Source organism: Actinomyces bowdenii, assembly GCF_017592395.1.
In the GTDB taxonomy this organism is placed as follows: domain Bacteria; phylum Actinomycetota; class Actinomycetes; order Actinomycetales; family Actinomycetaceae; genus Actinomyces; species Actinomyces bowdenii.
Genome location: NZ_JAGFOU010000008.1, coordinates 34272 through 52292, shown reverse-complemented (window position 1 = coordinate 52292; position 18021 = coordinate 34272). Strand labels below are relative to the sequence as shown.

At 69.8% G+C, this 18021-nt stretch carries 17 protein-coding genes; all 17 read right to left on the bottom strand.

The window, feature by feature from the left end; all coding sequences use genetic code 11:
- Window positions 1–265: 265 nt before the first annotated feature.
- Window positions 266–1288, bottom strand: a complete 1023-nt coding sequence (locus J5X07_RS13370; RefSeq protein ID WP_124932640.1) for an N-acetylmuramoyl-L-alanine amidase family protein — start codon at window positions 1286–1288, stop codon at window positions 266–268.
- Between the two features lie 178 nt (window positions 1289–1466).
- Window positions 1467–1766, bottom strand: coding sequence for a 30S ribosomal protein S17 (gene rpsQ, locus J5X07_RS05030; protein WP_124932641.1), 300 nt, complete (start codon window positions 1764–1766; stop codon window positions 1467–1469).
- Entirely contained in the window at window positions 1763–2008 is a 246-nt protein-coding gene (gene rpmC, locus J5X07_RS05025; RefSeq protein WP_124932642.1) for a 50S ribosomal protein L29, read from the bottom strand. The genes rpsQ and rpmC overlap by 4 nt, the downstream gene beginning before the upstream one ends.
- Window positions 2008–2427: a 50S ribosomal protein L16 gene (rplP, locus tag J5X07_RS05020; RefSeq protein WP_124932643.1), complete on the bottom strand. Its 420-nt coding sequence runs from the start codon at window positions 2425–2427 to the stop codon at window positions 2008–2010. Before rplP ends, rpmC begins: the two co-directional genes overlap by 1 nt.
- Window positions 2428–2430: 3 nt before the next feature.
- Window positions 2431–3240 carry a 30S ribosomal protein S3 gene (gene rpsC, locus J5X07_RS05015; RefSeq protein ID WP_124932644.1) on the bottom strand — a complete coding sequence of 270 codons (810 nt, stop codon included), beginning with the start codon at window positions 3238–3240 and terminating at the stop codon, window positions 2431–2433.
- Window positions 3240–3617, bottom strand: coding sequence for a 50S ribosomal protein L22 (rplV, locus tag J5X07_RS05010; protein WP_124932645.1), 378 nt, complete (start codon window positions 3615–3617; stop codon window positions 3240–3242). The genes rpsC and rplV overlap by 1 nt, the downstream gene beginning before the upstream one ends.
- 31 nt (window positions 3618–3648) lie before the next feature.
- On the bottom strand, window positions 3649–3927 hold the full coding sequence (gene rpsS, locus J5X07_RS05005) for a 30S ribosomal protein S19 (protein WP_008729396.1): 279 nt from the start codon (window positions 3925–3927) through the stop codon (window positions 3649–3651).
- Between the two features lie 12 nt (window positions 3928–3939).
- Window positions 3940–4776, bottom strand: a complete 837-nt coding sequence (gene rplB / locus J5X07_RS05000; RefSeq protein WP_124932646.1) for a 50S ribosomal protein L2 — start codon at window positions 4774–4776, stop codon at window positions 3940–3942.
- A 21-nt stretch (window positions 4777–4797) separates the two neighbouring features.
- Entirely contained in the window at window positions 4798–5103 is a 306-nt protein-coding gene (rplW, locus tag J5X07_RS04995; protein WP_124932647.1) for a 50S ribosomal protein L23, read from the bottom strand.
- Window positions 5100–5744, bottom strand: a complete 645-nt coding sequence (gene rplD / locus J5X07_RS04990) for a 50S ribosomal protein L4 (RefSeq protein WP_124932648.1) — start codon at window positions 5742–5744, stop codon at window positions 5100–5102. Before rplD ends, rplW begins: the two co-directional genes overlap by 4 nt.
- A gap of 4 nt (window positions 5745–5748) precedes the next feature.
- Window positions 5749–6417, bottom strand: coding sequence for a 50S ribosomal protein L3 (gene rplC, locus J5X07_RS04985; RefSeq protein ID WP_208478884.1), 669 nt, complete (start codon window positions 6415–6417; stop codon window positions 5749–5751).
- Window positions 6418–6425: 8 nt separating this feature from the next.
- Window positions 6426–6734 carry a 30S ribosomal protein S10 gene (gene rpsJ / locus J5X07_RS04980; protein ID WP_003786051.1) on the bottom strand — a complete coding sequence of 103 codons (309 nt, stop codon included), beginning with the start codon at window positions 6732–6734 and terminating at the stop codon, window positions 6426–6428.
- Between the two features lie 215 nt (window positions 6735–6949).
- Entirely contained in the window at window positions 6950–8047 is a 1098-nt protein-coding gene (locus J5X07_RS04975; protein ID WP_208478883.1) for a class C sortase, read from the bottom strand.
- Window positions 8048–8136: 89 nt separating this feature from the next.
- Complete coding sequence (locus tag J5X07_RS04970; RefSeq protein WP_208478882.1) at window positions 8137–11196, bottom strand: CshA/CshB family fibrillar adhesin-related protein; 3060 nt, start codon at window positions 11194–11196, stop codon at window positions 8137–8139.
- A 376-nt stretch (window positions 11197–11572) separates the two neighbouring features.
- The gene (locus J5X07_RS04965) at window positions 11573–13165 is read right to left on the bottom strand and encodes a SpaH/EbpB family LPXTG-anchored major pilin (protein WP_208478881.1); all 1593 of its coding nucleotides are present in this window, start codon (window positions 13163–13165) and stop codon (window positions 11573–11575) included.
- Between the two features lie 147 nt (window positions 13166–13312).
- A complete protein-coding gene (locus J5X07_RS04960; RefSeq protein WP_208478880.1) occupies window positions 13313–16219 on the bottom strand; it encodes a CshA/CshB family fibrillar adhesin-related protein in 2907 nt (968 codons plus the stop codon).
- A gap of 388 nt (window positions 16220–16607) precedes the next feature.
- On the bottom strand, window positions 16608–17798 hold the full coding sequence (tuf, locus tag J5X07_RS04955; protein ID WP_124932653.1) for an elongation factor Tu: 1191 nt from the start codon (window positions 17796–17798) through the stop codon (window positions 16608–16610).
- Window positions 17799–18021: the final 223 nt, after the last annotated feature.

Here is an 18021-nt window from a genome sequence, read left to right as displayed (position 1 = left end):
CGCACGCGGCACGAGGTCTCTGCTGGGCGCACCGAGGGCGCACGCAACCCGATCAGCCTAGTCCAAGGGCCTCGTCCCACAACACCTGGGAGTCCGCCGAAGACCTGTGCCTTTGCTCACCGGGCGCACCGGATGCCCCCGATCCGCACGCCGGGCCGACTCGCGGGGTCGATCGCATCCCGCTGGGCGACCCGTGTTCTGCTGGGCCAGATGGCGCCATGTCAGCGGGCGGGATGCGTGTGACCCAGCAGATCGCCCGGCAGCCTCAGCCGTAGTGCTGCCAGGCGCCGTTGGGGGCGAACAGGGACCAGCGCCCATCGACCACCAGCCACCCGGTGGCCATGGCACCCGAACCGGTCAGGTAGTACCAGGAGCCGCCGTCCCTGACCCAGCCCGTGGCCATGGCACCCGAACCAGTCAGGTAGTACCACGACCCGCCAACCTTGACCCAGCCCGTGGCCATGGCACCCGAACCAGTCAGGTAGTACCACGACCCGCCAACCTTGACCCAGCCGGTCGCCATGGCACCCGAACCAGTCAGGTAGTACCACGACCCACCATCCTTGACCCAGCCGGTCGCCATGGCACCCGAACCAGTCAGGTAGTACCAGGAGCCGCCGTCCCTGACCCAGCCGGTCCTCATCGCGGCGGTGGCGGTGTCGAAGAAGTACCAGCTGGCGCCGACGCGCTTCCAGCCCTTGGCCCGCACGCCCCGCTCATCAGCCCAGAACCAGGTGTCACCGGCCCGATGCCATCCCGCGGCCTGTGGCGCCGGCACTGAGGGCTGGGGGTCGGGGGTGCGGGGCAGGGCGACTGGTGCGGAGATCTCGTGGAGGACGTAGACGCCCGCCTCGTCGGGACCGTCGGCCTGGAACCAGATCCTCAGGGGTCCGGCGCGATCCACGGTGCCCTGGTCGGGCAGCGTCATGGTGACCGACCACGTCCCGTCCGCCTCCACGCTCCCCTCGACGCTGACCAGGGGGTCCTCATGCTCGGCGGCGTCGATCCTGGCCAGGCCCCCGCGGACCTTCGGGGCAGTGGCCGCTCCCGTGGTGGCCCCGGCACCTGTGATGGTGACGGTCCGCCCCGCGAGGAGCTCGGGGACCTCGGAGACCCTGAAGCCCGGGAAGTAGCAGGAGCCGTCCTCACGGCGCGTGCAGTAGGAGGTGGAGGGATCCAGCCCGGCCGGGCTCGCCAGGGCCTCCGGGGCCGGGCCCGAGGGCAACAGGATGAGGGCTGCCAGCGCGGCAGCGGTCAGGCGCATATGGGGCATGAGGTGTCCTTGCATGAGACAGAGGGTATTGACACGAGTCTACGGACGCCCGGTGATTTCCAATACCCTGCTGCATATCATTTGTCAAACACTTCCCACCCGATGGGATCACGCGGGATGGCGTGATGACAACGACGCCGCAGCACCCGGGTCGGGGCTGCGGCGTCGTCCGACCGAGGTCATCGGCCAGCGGTCACTTGGCCTTCTCGAGGATCTCCAGGAGGCGGAAGTGCTTGGTGGCGCTCAGCGGGCGGGTCTCCATGATGGAGACGAGATCGCCCACACCGGCCTCGTTGCGCTCGTCGTGCACCTTCACCTTCTTGGAGCGGCGAAGGACCTTGCCATACAGGGAGTGCTTGTAGCGCTCCTCGACGAGGACGACGACGGTCTTGTCCATCTTGTCGGAGACGACATAGCCGCGGCGGACCTTGCGCTGGTTGCGCTCGGGGGCCTGGGCGGTCTCCACGGTCTCAGTGCTGTTCTGCTCGCTCACTTGGACTCCTGGCTGCTCGGAGCGGTACGGATGCCGAGCTCCCGCTCGCGCACGATGGTGTAGATGCGGGCGATGTCGCGGCGCACGGCCTTGAGGCGGCCGTGGTCCTCGAGCTGGCCGGTCGCCGAGGCGAAGCGCAGGTTGAACAGCTCGGCCTTGGCCTTGGACAGCTCCTCGGCGAGGCGCTCATTGTCCATGCCATCGAGGTCGGACGGGGTCAGTCCCTTGGAACCGATAGCCATCAGACGTCACCACCCTCACGAGTCACGAAACGGGTCTTCATCGGCAGCTTGTGCTGTGCGCGGCGCATGGCCTCGCGGGCGAGCTCCTCGGGAACGCCGCCGAGCTCGAACAGGATGCGTCCGGGCTTGACGTTGGCGATCCACCACTCGGGGGCGCCCTTACCGGAGCCCATGCGGGTCTCGGCGGGCTTCTTGGTCAGCGGGCGGTCCGGGAAGATGTTGATCCACACCTTGCCGCCACGCTTGATGTGGCGGGTCATGGCGATACGGGCCGCCTCGATCTGGCGGTTGGTGATGTAGGCGGGCTCCAGAGCCTGGATGCCGAAGTCGCCGAAGGCGATCTGGTTGCCGCCCTTGGACAGGCCCGTACGGTGCGGGCGGTGCTGCTTGCGGAACTTGGTCCGACGGGGGATGAGCACGGCTCAGGCCTCCGTTCCCTGCTCGGCGGCAGCGTTCTCGGCGGCCGGCGCCTGCTCGGCCTGCTGCTCGCTGTTCTGACGCGCTCCGCGATCGCCACGGCGCCCGCCGCGGCGCTCGCCACGGCCGCCGCGCCCGCGGGAGCCGGACTCGGCCTGCTGGCGGGCGAACTCGCGCTCGGTGAGGTCGCCCTTGTAGATCCACACCTTGACGCCGAGACGGCCGAAGGTGGTCTTGGCCTCGTAGAAGCCGTAGTCGATGTTGGCCCGCAGGGTGTGCAGCGGCACGCGGCCCTCGCGGTAGAACTCGCTGCGGCTCATCTCGGCACCGCCCAGGCGGCCCGAGCACTGGACCCGGATGCCCTTGGCGCCGGCACGCATGGCGGACTGCATGCCCTTGCGCATGGCGCGGCGGAAGGAGACGCGGGAGGCCAGCTGCTCGGCGATCCCCTGGGCCACGAGCTGGGCGTCCAAGTCGGGGCTCTTGACCTCCAGGATGTTGAGCTGGACCTGCTTGCCGGTCAGCTTCTCCAGCTGTCCGCGCAGGCGCTCGGCCTCGGCGCCGCGGCGGCCGATGACGATGCCCGGGCGGGCGGTGTGCAGGTCGACGCGCACGCGGTCGCGAGTGCGCTCGATGTCGACCTTGGAGATGCCCGCGCGCTCCATGCCGTCCTCCATGAGGCGGCGGATCTTGACATCCTCCTCCACGAAGTCGCGGTAGCGCTGACCGGGCTTGGTGGAGTCGGCGAACCAGCGCGAGCGGTGGTCCGTGGTGATGCCCAGGCGGAACCCGGTCGGGTTGACCTTCTGCCCCATTACCGGGCTCCTTCCTTGCGTGCGGAGTCGGCCTTCTCGCCGACGATAATGGTGATGTGGCTGGTCCGCTTGAGGATCCGGCTGGCGCGCCCCTGGGCGCGCGGGCGGAACCGCTTGAGGGTGGGGCCCTCGTCAGCGAATGCCTCGATGATGAACAGGTCGTTCTCGTCGAAGCGCTCGCCGTCGCGCTCGGCCTTGAAGCGAGCGTTGGCGATGGCGGACTCGACGACCTTGCGCACTGGCACCGCAGCGGCCTGCGGTGCGAATCGCAGCACGTTGACGGCCTCGACGGCGCGCTGGCCGCGGACGACGTCCACGACGCGGCGAGCCTTCATGGGCGTGCAGCGCACGTACTTGGCCTGCGCCTTGGCTTCCATAGTTCTCTGCCTCTCTTAGCTTCCGACGGCGTCAGCGACGCGACTTGCGATCGTCCTTGACGTGCCCGCGGAAGGTGCGGGTCGGAGCGAACTCGCCGAGCTTGTGGCCCACCATGGACTCGGTGACGAAGACCGGGACGTGCTTGCGGCCGTCGTGGACGGCGAAGGTGTGTCCGAGGAAGTCCGGCGTGATCACCGAACGGCGGGACCAGGTCTTGATGACATTCTTGGTGCCCTTCTCGTTCTGGGCGTCCACCTTCTTCTGGAGGTGGTCGTCGACGAAGGGACCCTTCTTCAGGCTACGCGGCATATCGGGCTCCTATCAGCGCTTCTTGCCGGTCCGACGACGACGCACGATGAGGCGGTCGCTGGACTTGTTCGGACGACGGGTACGGCCCTCGGGCTTGCCCCATGGGGAGACGGGGTGACGACCTCCGGAGGTCTTGCCCTCACCACCGCCGTGCGGGTGGTCGACGGGGTTCATCACCACACCGCGCACGGTCGGGCGCACGCCCTTCCAGCGCATGCGGCCGGCCTTGCCCCAGTTGATGTTGGACTGCTCGGCGTTGCCGACCTCGCCGATGGTCGCGCGGCAGGCGGCCTCGACATTGCGGATCTCGCCGGAGGGCATGCGCAGCTGCGCGTACTTGCCCTCCTTGGCCACCAGCTGGACCGAGGTCCCGGCGCTGCGGGCGATCTTGGCCCCTCCCCCGGGGCGCAGCTCCACGGCGTGGACCACGGTGCCGGTGGGGATGTGGCGCAGCTGGAGGCTGTTGCCGGGCTTGATGTCCGCGGTGGGGCCGGACTCGACGACGTCGCCCTGGCGCAGCTTGTTGGGGGCGATGATGTAGCGCTTCTCGCCATCGGCGTAGTGCAGCAGGGCGATGCGCGCGGTGCGGTTGGGGTCGTACTCGATGTGCGCGACCTTGGCGGGCACGCCATCCTTGTCGTGGCGGCGGAAGTCGATGACGCGGTAGGCGCGCTTGTGGCCGCCGCCCTTGTGACGGGTGGTGATGCGGCCACTGGAGTTGCGACCACCGGTCTTGTGCAGGGGGCGCACGAGTGACTTCTCGGGCGTGCTGCGGGTGATCTCCACGAAGTCAGCCACGGAGGAGCCGCGACGACCCGGGGTCGTGGGCTTGTACTTACGGATTCCCATATCGATCCTCTACCTTCCGGGTCACTCGGAGACGTCGCCGAAGATGTCGATGGTGCCCTCGCGCAGCGTGACGATCGCGCGCTTGGTGTCCTTCGACTTGCCCATGCCGGTGCGTGTGCGGCGCCGCTTGCCCTTGCGGTTGATCGTGTTGACCGAGTCGACCTTGACCGAGAAGATCGCCTCGACGGCCTGCTTGATCTCGGTCTTGTTGGCGCTCGGCGCCACGATGAACGTGTACTGGCCGCGGTCCATGCAGGTGTAGGACTTCTCGGAGACGACCGGCGCGATGATGACGTCGCGGGGGTTCTTGGACTTCTCGAGGCTCACTTGGACTCCTCCTCGCCCTTGCCCAGGAAGCCGTCCAGGGCGTCGGCTGTGAAGACGACGTCGTCGGAGTTGAGGACGTCGTAGGTGTTGAGCTGGTCCGCCCACAGCACGTGCGCCTCGGGGGCGTTGCGCAGGCTCAGGCGGCTGAGGTCGTCCTCGCGGGAGACGACGACCAGCGCCTTGCGCTCGGTGAGGTTGCGCAGGGCCGCCAGGGCGGCCTTGGTGGAGGGCGCCTCAGTGGTGACGAACTCGGTGATGACGTGGATGCGGCCGTTGCGGGCGCGGTCCGACAGGGCCGAGCGCAGGGCGGCGGCCTTCATCTTCTTGGGGGTGCGCTGGCTGTAGTCGCGCGGCTGGGGGCCGTGGACGGTGCCTCCGCCGACGAACTGGGGGGCGCGGGTCGAGCCCTGGCGGGCGCGGCCGGTGCCCTTCTGGCGGTAGGGCTTGCGCCCGCCGCCGCGCACCGCGCCACGGGTCTTGGTGGCGTGCGTGCCCTGGCGGGCCGCGGCGAGCTGGGCCACGACGACCTGGTGCATGAGCGGGATGTTGAGCTCGGTGTCGAAGATCTCCGCGGGGAGGTCGACGGAGCCGGTCTTCACGCCCTTGGAGTCGACGATGTCGACGGTGAGTGCCTCAGTCATGGTCTCAGGCTCCCTTCACGGCGGTACGGACGACGACGACCGACCCCTTGGGGCCGGGGATGGCGCCGTTGACGAGCAGGACGCCCTTGTCGACGTCCACGCCGCGGATCCTCAGGTTCTGCACGGTGCGCTTGGCGTGGCCCATGCGGCCGGCCATGCGCAGGCCCTTGAAGATGCGGCCGGGGGTGGCGCAGGCACCGATGGAGCCGGGCTTGCGGTGGTTGCGGTGGGCGCCGTGGGAGGCGCCCACGCCGGCGAAGCCGTGGCGCTTCATGACGCCGGCGAAGCCCTTGCCCTTGGAGGTGCCGGTGACGTCGACCAGCTGGCCGACCTCGAAGGTGTCGGCGCCCAGCTCCTGGCCGGGGGTGAACTCGCCGGCCAGGGAGGTGCGCACCTCGGCGACGTGGCGGCGGGGGGCGACCCCGGCCTTGGCGAAGTGGCCGGCCAGGGGCTTGGTGACCTTGCGCTCGTCGATCTCGCCGAAGGCGAGCTGGACGGCCTCGTAGCCATCGGTCTCGATGGTGCGGATTTGGGTGACGACGTTGGTGTCGACCCGCACGACGGTGACGGGGCGCAGGACCCCGTCCTCATCCCAGATCTGGGTCATGCCGAGCTTGATGCCGAGCAGCGCCTTGGCAGGCGCGGCGGCAGCCGGCGTGTGAAGCGTTGTCATGGCGATCCTCAGAGCTTGATCTCGATGTTGACGTCGGCGGGCAGGTCGAGTCGCATGAGCGAGTCGACGGCCTTGGGCGTCGGGTCGACGATGTCGATCAGCCGCTTGTGCGTGCGCATCTCGAAGTGCTCGCGGCTGTCCTTGTACTTGTGCGGCGACCGGATGACGCAGAACACGTTCTTCTCGGTCGGCAGCGGCACCGGGCCCACGACCGTCGCGCCTGCGCGGGTCACGACGTCGACGATCTTGCGCGCCGAGGAGTCGATGACCTCGTGGTCGTAGGACTTGAGCCGGATGCGGATCTTCTGTCCCGCCATGGCGCCTAACCTCTCTTGTACTTGCTTCTGCCGGTCCACGCGCTCGGGCGTGTCGCTCTGCGACGCGCACGTGCCCCTGGAGGGCTCTCCAGGATGCGGACCGGTCTGGACACACGGGAACCCGATCGGAGGACCGGCCCGTCAGACTGGACTCCCGGGCGGGGCCCGGGATGCGGCCGTGAGGAGGGGAGCCCCTCACCGGCCGAACAACGCTATCAGCGCCCGGCCCCGGACTGGAACCCGGAGGAGGGGTCCAGTCCTGTGAGACCGCCCACCCGGTCCCCGCGCTCGGGCGTGTCGCGCTCATGCGGCTCCCGTCGGCCCCGGCCGATGGGAGCCGCTGCGCCGGTGGCGGAGCGGCGGGCGCCGGCGGCCCCCGCCTGGTCCGGACGGGGGGCGCGACTGCCAGGGCCGCGGCTGGCGGCGCCGCGGCCCGTGCGCCACAGGTAGAGCCCCAGCACGATCTGGCCGGCGGCCAGGGCCACCGCCCACCAGGGGAAGTGGGGCACGTCGGGCTCGGCCCCGGCGGCGTCGATCGCCTCCTGGGGCGTGGGGAAGACGCGCTCGCCGGTGACCAGGATGCGGTGGGTGTTGATGCCCAGGGGCGTGCAGGTCACCAGGGTCATGAGGTCCCTGCCCTCCTGGGCGCGCAGGGCCTCGGTCTCATCGGGGTTGACCACGCGGGTCTCGATGACGCGGTAGACCAGGACCTCCCCGAAGACCTCCATGGAGAAGGTGTCCCCCTCCCCCACGCGGTTCAGGTGGGTGAACATCGTGGCGTCGGCCAGCCCGCGGTGACCGGTGACCACCGAGCGGGTGCCGGGGCCGCCCACGGGCAGGGAGGTGCCCTCCAGGTGGCCCAGGCCCTTGAGCAGGGTCTCATCGGAGGTGCCGTGGTAGACGGGCAGGTCCAGGTCGATGACGGGGATCCGCAGGCGGGCCATGAGCCCCTCGGGGCTGGCCGACAGGATCGTGCTGTAGTCCAGGGACTCGTCCTGGGAGGCACCCTCCCCCGTGGGCACGTTGGTGCCCGCCTCCAGGACGGCGCCCACGGACAGGGCGTCGTTGTAGGCACGGGCCTGGGCCAGCTGGGTGGCGGCGTCGGGGAAGGCGTCGGCGACCTGGGCCTCGTAGTTGCCGGTGACCTGGGACTGGTTGTACTGGGAGAACCACGCGGCCACAGTCGGGTAGGCCAGGAGCAGCATCCCGGCCTCGGCCATCAGGCACACGATGAGGGAGAAGGCCGACAGGCGCCAGCGGCGCCGGCGGCCGGGGGCCCGTCCGGTCGGGGGGTTGCGGTGGCGCATCGGCATGCGTCGTTCCTGTCGTGCGGGGCTGGGGGCGGAGCGGTGGTGGCCAGTGGGGACGGCCCGCGTCGGCGGGGTGGAGGGTGCGGTCCGGCTCAGTCCCGCTCCCGGCGGTGGCGGCGCCTCCTGACCAGGGCGGCCAGGGCCGCCAGGGACGAGACCCCCGCGCCGGCGATGAGGAAGAGGTGGGCTCCGCGCCCGCCGGTCAGCGGGATGCTGGGGACGATCGACTTGCTGTTGACGATGTCGCCGAGATCGACCACCTGGTCGTGGGTGGTCACGGACACCGGCCTGGAGGTGGTGTCGAGCCGGTAGCCGGTGGGCGCCACGGCCTCCACCAGGAGGTACTCCCCGTGGGGGATGCCGCCGACGGTGAGGACGCCCGCCTCGGGGTTGGTGTCCAGGGAGCCCCCGGCGCACACGCCCACGCAGTCGGTGATCCTGGCCGAGCGCCGCTCGGCGTCGTCGATGATCAGCAGCCACTCCGAGCCGCCCAGGAGCGCGCCCCCCTCATCGGTCTTGCGCCAGGTCAGGGTCCCGATGATCCGCCTGTTGACGATGTCGCCGAGCTCGATGCTCTGGCCCTGGGTGGTCACCGTCACTGCCCTGGGGGTAGTGTCGAGCCGGTAGCCGGTGGGCGCCACGGCCTCCACCAGGGAGTAGGTGCCGTAGGGCAGGCTCCCCAGGGTGAAGGCCCCCTCCTCGGGGTTGGTGTCCAGGGAGTTCTCGGCGCAGGCGGTCACGCAGTCGGTGATCGTCAGCTCCGCGCCCCCGGGGTCGGTCGGCGTCAGGGTCCACTGCGAGCCGCCCAGCGGGGTGCCGGTGTCATTGGTCTTGGTCCAGGAGACGCTGCCCGTGATCCGCTCGTTGATGATCCGCCCCAGGTCCGCGGTCAGCCCCGGGGTGCGCCCGTCGACCACGGCCCGCTTGGCCTCATCACTCGCCTGGTAGCCCGTCGGGGCGGCGGTCTCGGTCAGGGAGTAGGTGCCCCAGGGCAGGCCGGTGACCCGGAAGCCGCCCTCGGCGGGGTCGGTGTCCTGCGAGCCGGCCTCGCAGCTCCCCACGCAGTCGGTCACCTGGAGCGCCTGGCCCTGGGGGTCGACCGGTGTGAGATCCCACTGCGAGCCGCCCAGGGGCTCTCCCCCCTCGTCGGTCTTGGTCCAGGTGAGATTGGCCGGCACGGCGGTGTTGACCACCTCGCAGGTGACCCGGTCCTGGTTGTTGATGACGATGTCGGCCGTGGCCTGGCCGGGGGCGGAGACCGCGCCGTCGGAGGAGGTGTAGGTGTAGCCCTCGGGGGTGATCGTGCCCGGGGTCTGGTAGCAGGTCCAGCCCTGGGGCTGGTAGCCCGCGGCCATGGGGTGGTTGGAGATCTCCGCGAGGGTGTAGGACCCCGGTGCGATGGGCGATTGCGGCACAGCACCGGCCCCGGACAGCACGGGGGCATCGGCGCCCTGCGGCGTGGCGCTCAGCTCCCACTGGGAGGCCTCCAGGGCTCCGGCCCCGGCGGCGGTGCCATCGACCTTCTTGATCAGGGTCAGCACGGGGGCGAAGACGGAGACCGTGTAGTCCTCCACCTCGCCCGAGCCGGTGATGCCTGTGGGCTCCAGTGCCGCCGGCGCGCCATCCTCCCCCTTGTCGTCGGAGATGCGCAGGCGCATGTAGGTCGAGGCGCTGCCCTCCTCCCCCAGGACCGAGCGCAGGGCGTCGGCGGGGACCACCCACTCGATGGTCGCCGAGGATCCCTGGCAGTCGACCTGGGTGCTGGCCTCTGCGGAGGGGTCGAAGGCGCCGTCGCGGTTCCAGTCGACCCAGCCGCGCACCTGGCCCGGCCCGGTGCAGGCCACCTCCTGGCGGAAGGACTGCCCCTGGCTGGCGCTGAGCTGGACATTGGCCCCCAGGGCGTCCTCGTCGCTGGCCCCAGGAGTGCCCACCGCACCGGTGTCCTGGTCGTCCCCCGCCGCATCGGCCGAGGAGCGCGCGGTCGCCTCGGCATCCGTCAGGGCGCCCAGCCTCGTGGCCGGGGGGCCCGCGACGGCCACGTTGCCGGCCGTCGCGTCCGCGGTGAGGTTGAAGGTGGTGGAGAACCAGGCGTCGGAGCGGATATCGGTGCCCACCAGGCCGCCGGTCCATGTCGGTTGGAAGACCGAGCCCGCCACCCCGTAGGACTCGGGGGCATCGCCGAAGTCCATGTAGCCCACCACACCGAAGGCCATGGCAGACTTCCCCTGGGCGACCATCTGAGCCCTGACGGTGGAGGCGCCGTCGACGAACAGCACGGAGACCGGCCCCCACCCCCCTCGGCGTGCACCGCACTGGGCGTTCTCGGAATGCAGGCGCAGGCCGGTGCGGCTGGTTCCCGTCGCGTCCGTGAAGGTGTTCCACGCGCCCCGGGAGTTGGTCGTGCACTGCTCGTCGCGATGGGACTCCAGCAGCCGGTAGCGCCCGACGTCGGATTGGGCGGTGATCGACTCCCCCGCGCCCCGGCGCGCATCCCAGTTGGAGGACTCCGCGTCGGCCACCACCATGCCGGCCATGGGGATCTCCCGCTTGGGCAGGGCCTCGATCGTGGCCTGATCCGGCTGGGCCTCGGAGAAGACGAGATAGGTGCGGCAGGAGACGGTGAAGGTGAGCGTCTGGGGGTTGGCGGGTGAGGAGCGGCCATTGGTGGCGATGCCGATGGGCAGCCCGCTCCTGGTGCTGCGCCCGCTCTGGCCGTTGCTGTAGTTAGCGCCGTTGTTGTACAGGCGCGCCAGCCCGTCACCGCGCCAGGTGCCCGGGTCATAGCCCACGGACAGGTCTGCGCTGGCCTCGGACAGGGTGCACTGGGAGGAGCGCCAGGTAACGGGGCTCTCGGAGGCCCTGGTCGGCGTCGACCAGCGCGTGTAGCTGCCGCCGGCCCCCAGGACGACGGGTCCGCCATCGGTCCAGTCGACCCAGTCGATGACCTGGGGGTAGCGCCCCAGGCCGCCGGCGGGGTTGCCCTGGACGGCCTGGGCCGGGAGTGGCTGGAGGATGGCGGGCAGCGCGCCCAGCACCAGGAGCACCAGGATGAGCGCGGTCAGCACCCGGCCCGGCCGAGGGCGGGGCTCGCCCGCCTCCAGGGGCATGGGGGCCCGCAGCACGCGGGGGCGCTGCCACCGATGGGCGGACACGGTCGGTTTCCTCCAGGACGATGGGATGGGACGGATGGGCGCGGGCCCCGGCGGGTCATGGCGGGGCCGCGTCCCGGCGCGGCCCGGGCCTGCGGCGCCCCGCCCGGGGCGTGCGGGCGGAAGGCCACGCGGCAGGTCAGGGCCACCGGCGGGGTCGCCCGCCGGCGGGGCAGTGGACGATCAGGACGCTACCCGGGCCGATGTGCCCGGGGCGGCCGCCGAGGGCCCCGCCGGCGATTTGTTACGGGATCGATGCGGCCGGGGTGCCGGACCCGCCACCCCGGTGGTGGGCCCGGCGGGCGCGCTCGGCGGCCGGACTCATCATCCGACCGCCGAGCGCACCCGCCGGGGGCCTGGGCTCAGGATCCCTCAGGGCTCACAGCGAGGCCCGCTTGCGCTCCCGGTAGCGGGAGACCAGGACCGAGCCGATGGCGACCATGAGCAGTGCCGCACCCGCCACGGTGAGCAGGACCTTGCCCGCAGCACCGGTGAGGGGCAGGTTGGGCACGGCGTGCTTGGTGTTCTCGATGGTGATGTTGTCGTCAGTGACCTGGCCGACCTTGATGGTCACCGGGGTCTCAACCTGGTTCGGCAGAACATATCCGGTAGGGGCCTTGGTCTCCACGAGCACGTAGCAGCGCTGGGTGGCTCCAGGCTGGTTGTCACGAGCACCATCAACCACCGAGTCCGAGACGAACAGGGCATCAACATTGATAATTCCCTGGTCATTCGTGGTCAGGGTGGTCTGCCCATTAACACTCAAGGGATTTCCGGCCTTAGCGGCCCCATCGCAGGTACCCGCGTACGGCGCAGCGGCGTTGTAGATCTGGAACTCCGCACCCTTGAGGCCAGTCTTGCTGGCGGTGTCCTGACCATCAACCTTCTTGATCGTCAGATCTCCCCACTTGGTGTTGACCTCCGGGGTTGTGGGAGGAGTATCCGGGTTCTGCGGCGGGTTCTCGGGAGTCGGAGGCTGATCGGCGTAGACGGTGTCACTGATGAGTTGAGCGGTGTTGGGGATAGTACCATTGCCGACGCTGGTGACCTTGCCCTGGAAGGTGGCCTTGACCTCCTGGCCGGCAGCGGCCTTGAGCTTGGCCAGGCCCGCGGCAGTGAAGGTGACTGTCACGGTCTGCCCGGTGACCGACACGTTGTAGTCCGAAGTATCGGTCAGAGTTGCCCCATTGAGCGTCACCTCGGGCACACTCAGATCAGTGAGCCGACTGTCCATGACGTCCTTGAACTGGAAGTACTTGTAGTGGGCCTTCTCGTCCAGGGTGGGCAGGGTGGAGGTCACCGGGAACTTGACCAAGGAGCCGACGGCGTAGCCGTTCCTGCGCTGGTCCTCAATGGTCTTGCTGACCGCGATGCGCTCGTTCTTGGGGTAGGCATGGACATCGTAGAGCCAGTTGCCCTCCTGGCCCGGAGCGGTGTTCGCGTAGGGGATGGTGACGACGAAGGGCTTGGCCTTCTGCACAATGTCACTGGGAACCTTGGTCTCGCAGACGAGGTAGGCCTTAACCGCCAGGTTGCCGATGGTGGCGATGCCCTGACCATTGGTGTCACCCGAGGTGATGCCATTGGCGTTGTCGACATTGCGGTTTGCCAGTGCTGGCCCGCCAGGCGCGGTACACGCGGAATCCGATATCGCGCCGTCCCTGGCCAGCTCGGTCACCTTGTTCCATCCGTCAGCGGTCGTGAGGTCGATGTCGGTGATCGGGTAGGCGGTGAACTGGACACCAGCCACCGGCTGGCCGCCCTCGACGGCTCCCTGGCCGTCAACGGTTCCTTGGGTGCCATCGTTCTGGATGTGCTTGTGGATGGTCAGGGAGCCGGTCGCATTCTCCTTGATATTGCCGTAGTTGGCGTCTTCGGCCGCAGCCACGGGGCTGAGTCCGAGCAGGCCCACGGCGGCGATCCCGGCTGCGGCAACAGCCCGGCGCCCCAGGGTGGAGACGGAGGTTGTCATGTCTTGGGATTCCTTTCGTCATGCGTCGCCGGGGAGGGCGCGCATCGAGGAGTGGGATGAGGGATCGATATACGTGTGCCACGACCGTCCCCCGCGAGGCGGGGCCGGGTCCTGTGCGCGGCGCCGGGGGGCGCCGGTGGCAGGGGGTCAGTGCTGTGCTGTGCGGCTGCGGATCCTCCTCACAGTTGCGGCGGCGAGGGCCAGGCCGCCGAGGACGGCCCCCGCGATGAGGAAGACGTGCGCTCCGCGCCCACCGGTCAGCGGGATGGAGGGGACAGAGGTCTTGTGGTTGACGAAGGGGTCGGTGAAGGCGTGGTCCCTGGCCGCAGCGGTGATGGTGAAGGTGTGGGAGCCGGGGTCCAGGCGGTAGCCCGCCGGCGCCTCGGACTCCACCAGGCGGTAGGACTGGTCGTTGAGGGGCAGCCCCGTCACCCGGAAGGCTCCCTGAGCGGGGTCGGAGTCGTAATGGGAGGCTCCCTCGGGGAAGGGGCAGGACGCGCCGGCATCGGCCACGCAGTCGGCGATCTCCACGCTGATGCCGGTTCCCGGAGGACCGGTGAGGGTCCAGAAGGAGCCCCCCAGGGCGGCGCCGCCCTCATCGGCCTTCCTCCAGGTCACCGACCCCGAGTCGCGGCGGTTGGTGATCCGGCCCTCCTGGATGGCCTCCCCGTCCTGAACGGTGGCGGTCAGGCTGGGCTGGTAGCTCTCCGGCCAGGGGGTGCAGGCATCGGGCAGGGTCCTGGCGTCCAGGCCCTCCAGGGAGGGCGCGGCGGGGTTGAAGCACACCGTCCCCTCGAAGGGCACATAGCCCTGGGGCGCCTGGGACTCGGTCATGGTGTAGACGCCCCACACCCGGCGCTCGACCCTGAAGCCCCCCGGCGCGGGATCCACATCCACGGGAGTGTCGAGCTCGCCGGAGAGGCACTTCCCGGCCTCCTGGCAGTCCTCGATCTCCACCGGGGCGGGCAGCCCCGGGCCGCTGAGCAGCCACCGGCTGCCGCCCAGGGGAGTGGCGCCATCCTCATCGACCTTCTGCCAGGTCAGGGTGGCCGGCTTGGCCCGGTTGATGATGGTGCAGGTCATGCGCTCGGTGCCGGTGATCCGCAGGCTGTCACCCAGTGCGGGCGCCGGGGCGGAGGAGCCCGGCGGCCGCACCGTCCCCTCCGTCTCCAGGCAGGCCCACTCCTCGGCCTCATAGCCGCTGGCCGCCGCCCCCTCCGCGCTCTCGGACAGGGTGTAGGTGCCCCGGCCCACCACGGTGATCCCGCTGCGCCCCTCCCCCTGGACCCGGTTGGGGGCGGCGGTGCCGCGCCCGCCCTGGGCGGTCAGCGTCCAGGCCTTGGCCGGGAGCAGGGGGAGGTCTCCGGCGTAGGCGCCGCTGACCTCCTTGACGAGCTCGATGGTGGGCACCCGCACCGCGACGCGGTAGTCCTCCACCTCACCGGAGGCCGTGGTGCCCGTGGGCTGGAGGGCGCCGGTGTCCGCGGTGACCCGCACGCGCATGTAGGTCTCGGACTGGCTGCCGTTCTCTCCATCCACCGAGCGCAGCACATCCCGGGGGACCGTCCAGGTCAGCGGCACCTGCTGGGTCGTCTCGGGGCAGTGGACCTCATCGCTCTTCTCCGCGGCGTCGAAGACGCCGTTGTGGTTCCAGTCGATCCACCCGGCGGCCCGGCCCGGGCCGGTGCAGCTGACCTCCTGGGTGAAGCGCTGACCGGGGGCGGTCTGGATGCCCCCGTCGGGCAGGGCCACGCCGTCCTCATCGTCCGGGGACAGCGCCGCATCGTCGGCATCGGCCCCGTCACTGAACTGGGAGCCGCGCTCGGAGTCGATATGCTGGCCGAGCATGGTGCCGCTTCCCGTCATGGTGGCTGGCTCGACCTCGGTGAACAGGTCCATGCCCTCGCGGGTGAGCTCTCCCCCGTTCCAGGTGGGCTGGAACAGGGAGGAGGCCGTGCCGTAGGAGGCGGGAGCGTCCCCGAAGTCCGTGGCGATGACCAGGCCCAGGGCGACGGCGGAGTAGCCGCCCCCCTGCATCCGCAGCTCCGCCTCGGTGGCGCCCTCCATGAAGACCACCGCCGCTGGTCCTCCCACACCGTTGGGGTAGAGGTAGTCCCCACCGTTCTGGTAGACGCACTCATCCCCACTGGGGTTGAGGCGGATGAGCCTGTTCTCCCAGAAGTTGGCGCGCGAGGTCGTGGGGCAGCCCTGGGAGCGCATCCGATCCAGCAGCCTCCAACTCACCGGCGTTCCCGGCGCGACAGCCGCCTGCACCCACTCGGCCTGGTGGGCCTGGGGCCCGGTGGACTGGGCCGAGGAGGCCTCGGCATCGGCGAAGACCAGGCCGTTGAGGGGCACGCTCCGGCTGCTCCCATCGGCACCGCGCAGCTCGGCCGAGCAGCTGACGGAGACGCTCACATCGGAGTAGCCGCCCGTGGGCGTCCTATCGATGCCGTCCTCCCAGTGGTGCTTGCCGTTCCAGGTCTTGTTCCCGTTGTAGGCGTACCCGTTGGCCAGGCCGACCACCATCTGGTTGTGGTTGGTGTAGTCCTGGGGGTAGGTCAGGCCCGGGCTCCATGTGGCGCTGCCATTGCGCCAGGTGGCCGGGCCGCCCACGTTGTAGAGATTGTCCAGGACATCTCCGGCCCAGGTGCCGGGGATCGTGGCCACCAGCGGGCCCTTGGCCAGCCAATGCGGGATGACCGAGCCATCATGGCCGTGGAAGGTCAGGTCCGACAGGGTGCAGGTGGTGACGAGGCTGCCGGCCTCGCCCATGTCGCGGTAGTTGGTGAAGCTGCGGGTCTGGCCGTAGTCGAGCACCGGCACATTGGGCTTGGCCCTGCCCGCGAACTGGGAGTAGTCGGCCCACTGGAGCCATTGGATGCTGTCCTTGAAGCGGCCCTCACCACCGGTGGCGAAGACGGCGGGCAGAGCGCCGGCGGGAACGCCGGCCGGAGCCGCCTCCACGCGGCTGGGGCCCTGGGCCGCCAGGAGGAGGACGAGGCATGCCGCCAGCAGGCCTGTCAGGCCCTTGAGGAATGAGCGGTGACTCAATCGCCCGGTCATGAATTCTGCTCCGACGGTGAATAAGAAGAGGTGCGGTGAGCGGCTGCCTCAGTCGTTGACGCCTGCCCGCTCTTTGGTCTGTACCGCAATCTAGTGCACCCGAAGGAGTGGAAGACCGATAATTATGCCTCTGCAATCAAAGATATGCATTCGCGACCGTGAGTATCACACGGCCATCTCGGCATCCGTGCCCGCATCTCGCGAGGATCACGGCTCACCCGGCGCGCGCCCTCGCAAGGCCGGTACCGCCACCGGGGTGCGGCACGCGGCACCCTGTCCTGCGCAGACGGCAGTCCCCCGGGCCCTCATGGGCCCGGGGGACTGTCATGAGCCGGTCTCAGTGGCCGGCAGTGGTCGTATCGACCGGATCAGATCATCACTTGATGACCTTGGTGACGCGGCCGGAGCCGACGGTGCGGCCACCCTCGCGGATGGCGAAGCCGAGGCCCTCCTCCATGGCGATGGGCTGGATGAGCTGGACGGACATCTCGGTGGTGTCACCGGGCATGACCATCTCGGTGCCCTCCGGCAGGGTGATGACGCCGGTGACGTCGGTGGTCCGGAAGTAGAACTGCGGACGGTAGTTCGAGTAGAAGGGGTTGTGACGGCCGCCCTCGTCCTTGGTCAGGATGTAGACGTGGCCCTCGAACTCGGTGTGCGGGGTGATGGAGCCGGGCTTGCACACGACCTGGCCGCGCTCGACGTCCTCACGGCGGGTGCCGCGCAGGAGCAGACCGCAGTTCTCGCCGGCCCAGGCCTCGTCCATCTGCTTGTGGAACATCTCGATGCCGGTGACGGTGGTCTTCTGGGCCTCGCGGATGCCCAGGATCTCGACCTCGGAGTTGATCGGCAGCTTGCCGCGCTCCACGCGGCCGGTCACCACGGTGCCGCGGCCGGTGATGGTGAAGACGTCCTCGATGGGCATGAGGAAGGGCTTGTCCATGTCGCGCTCGGGAGTCGGGATGAACTCGTCGACCGCGTCCATGAGCTCCTTGATCTTGCCGGCCCACTCGGCGTCGCCCTCCAGGGCCTTGAGGGCGGAGACGCGGATGACCGGAGCCTCGTCGCCGTCGTAGTCCTGGGAGGACAGCAGCTCGCGCACCTCCATCTCCACCAGGTCGAGCAGCTCCTCGTCGTCCACCATGTCGGACTTGTTGAGGGCCACGAGCAGGGCGGGGACGCCCACCTGGCGGGCCAGGAGCACGTGCTCACGGGTCTGGGCCATGGGGCCGTCGGTGGCGGCGACCACCAGGATGGCGCCGTCCATCTGGGCGGCACCGGTGATCATGTTCTTGATGTAGTCGGCGTGACCAGGGGCGTCGACGTGCGCGTAGTGGCGCTTGTCGGTCTGGTACTCGACGTGCGCGATGTTGATGGTGATACCGCGCTGGCGCTCCTCAGGAGCCTTGTCGATCTCGTCGAAGGGGGTGAACGGGTTCAGCTCGGGGTACTCGTCGTGCAGAACCTTGGAGATGGCGGCGGTCAGCGTCGTCTTGCCGTGGTCGACGTGACCGATCGTTCCGATGTTGACGTGCGGCTTGGTCCGCTCGAACTTGGCCTTGGCCACTGGTGCCCTCCTGGGACTCGGGTAGTTCTCTTCGTCGTGATTCGACTAGCACATGCTAACCGCAGCGACGCCGAGAGTCTCTACTGATGGATGTTGGAAATCTTACTGGACTGGCATCCCCGACAGGCGCACCGGCGCCCACCGGGGGGGGGGGGGGGGCGGGGGGGGGGGGGGGGGGGGCCGGGCCGCCCCCCCCGCGGGGGGACAACACCCCGAAAACATG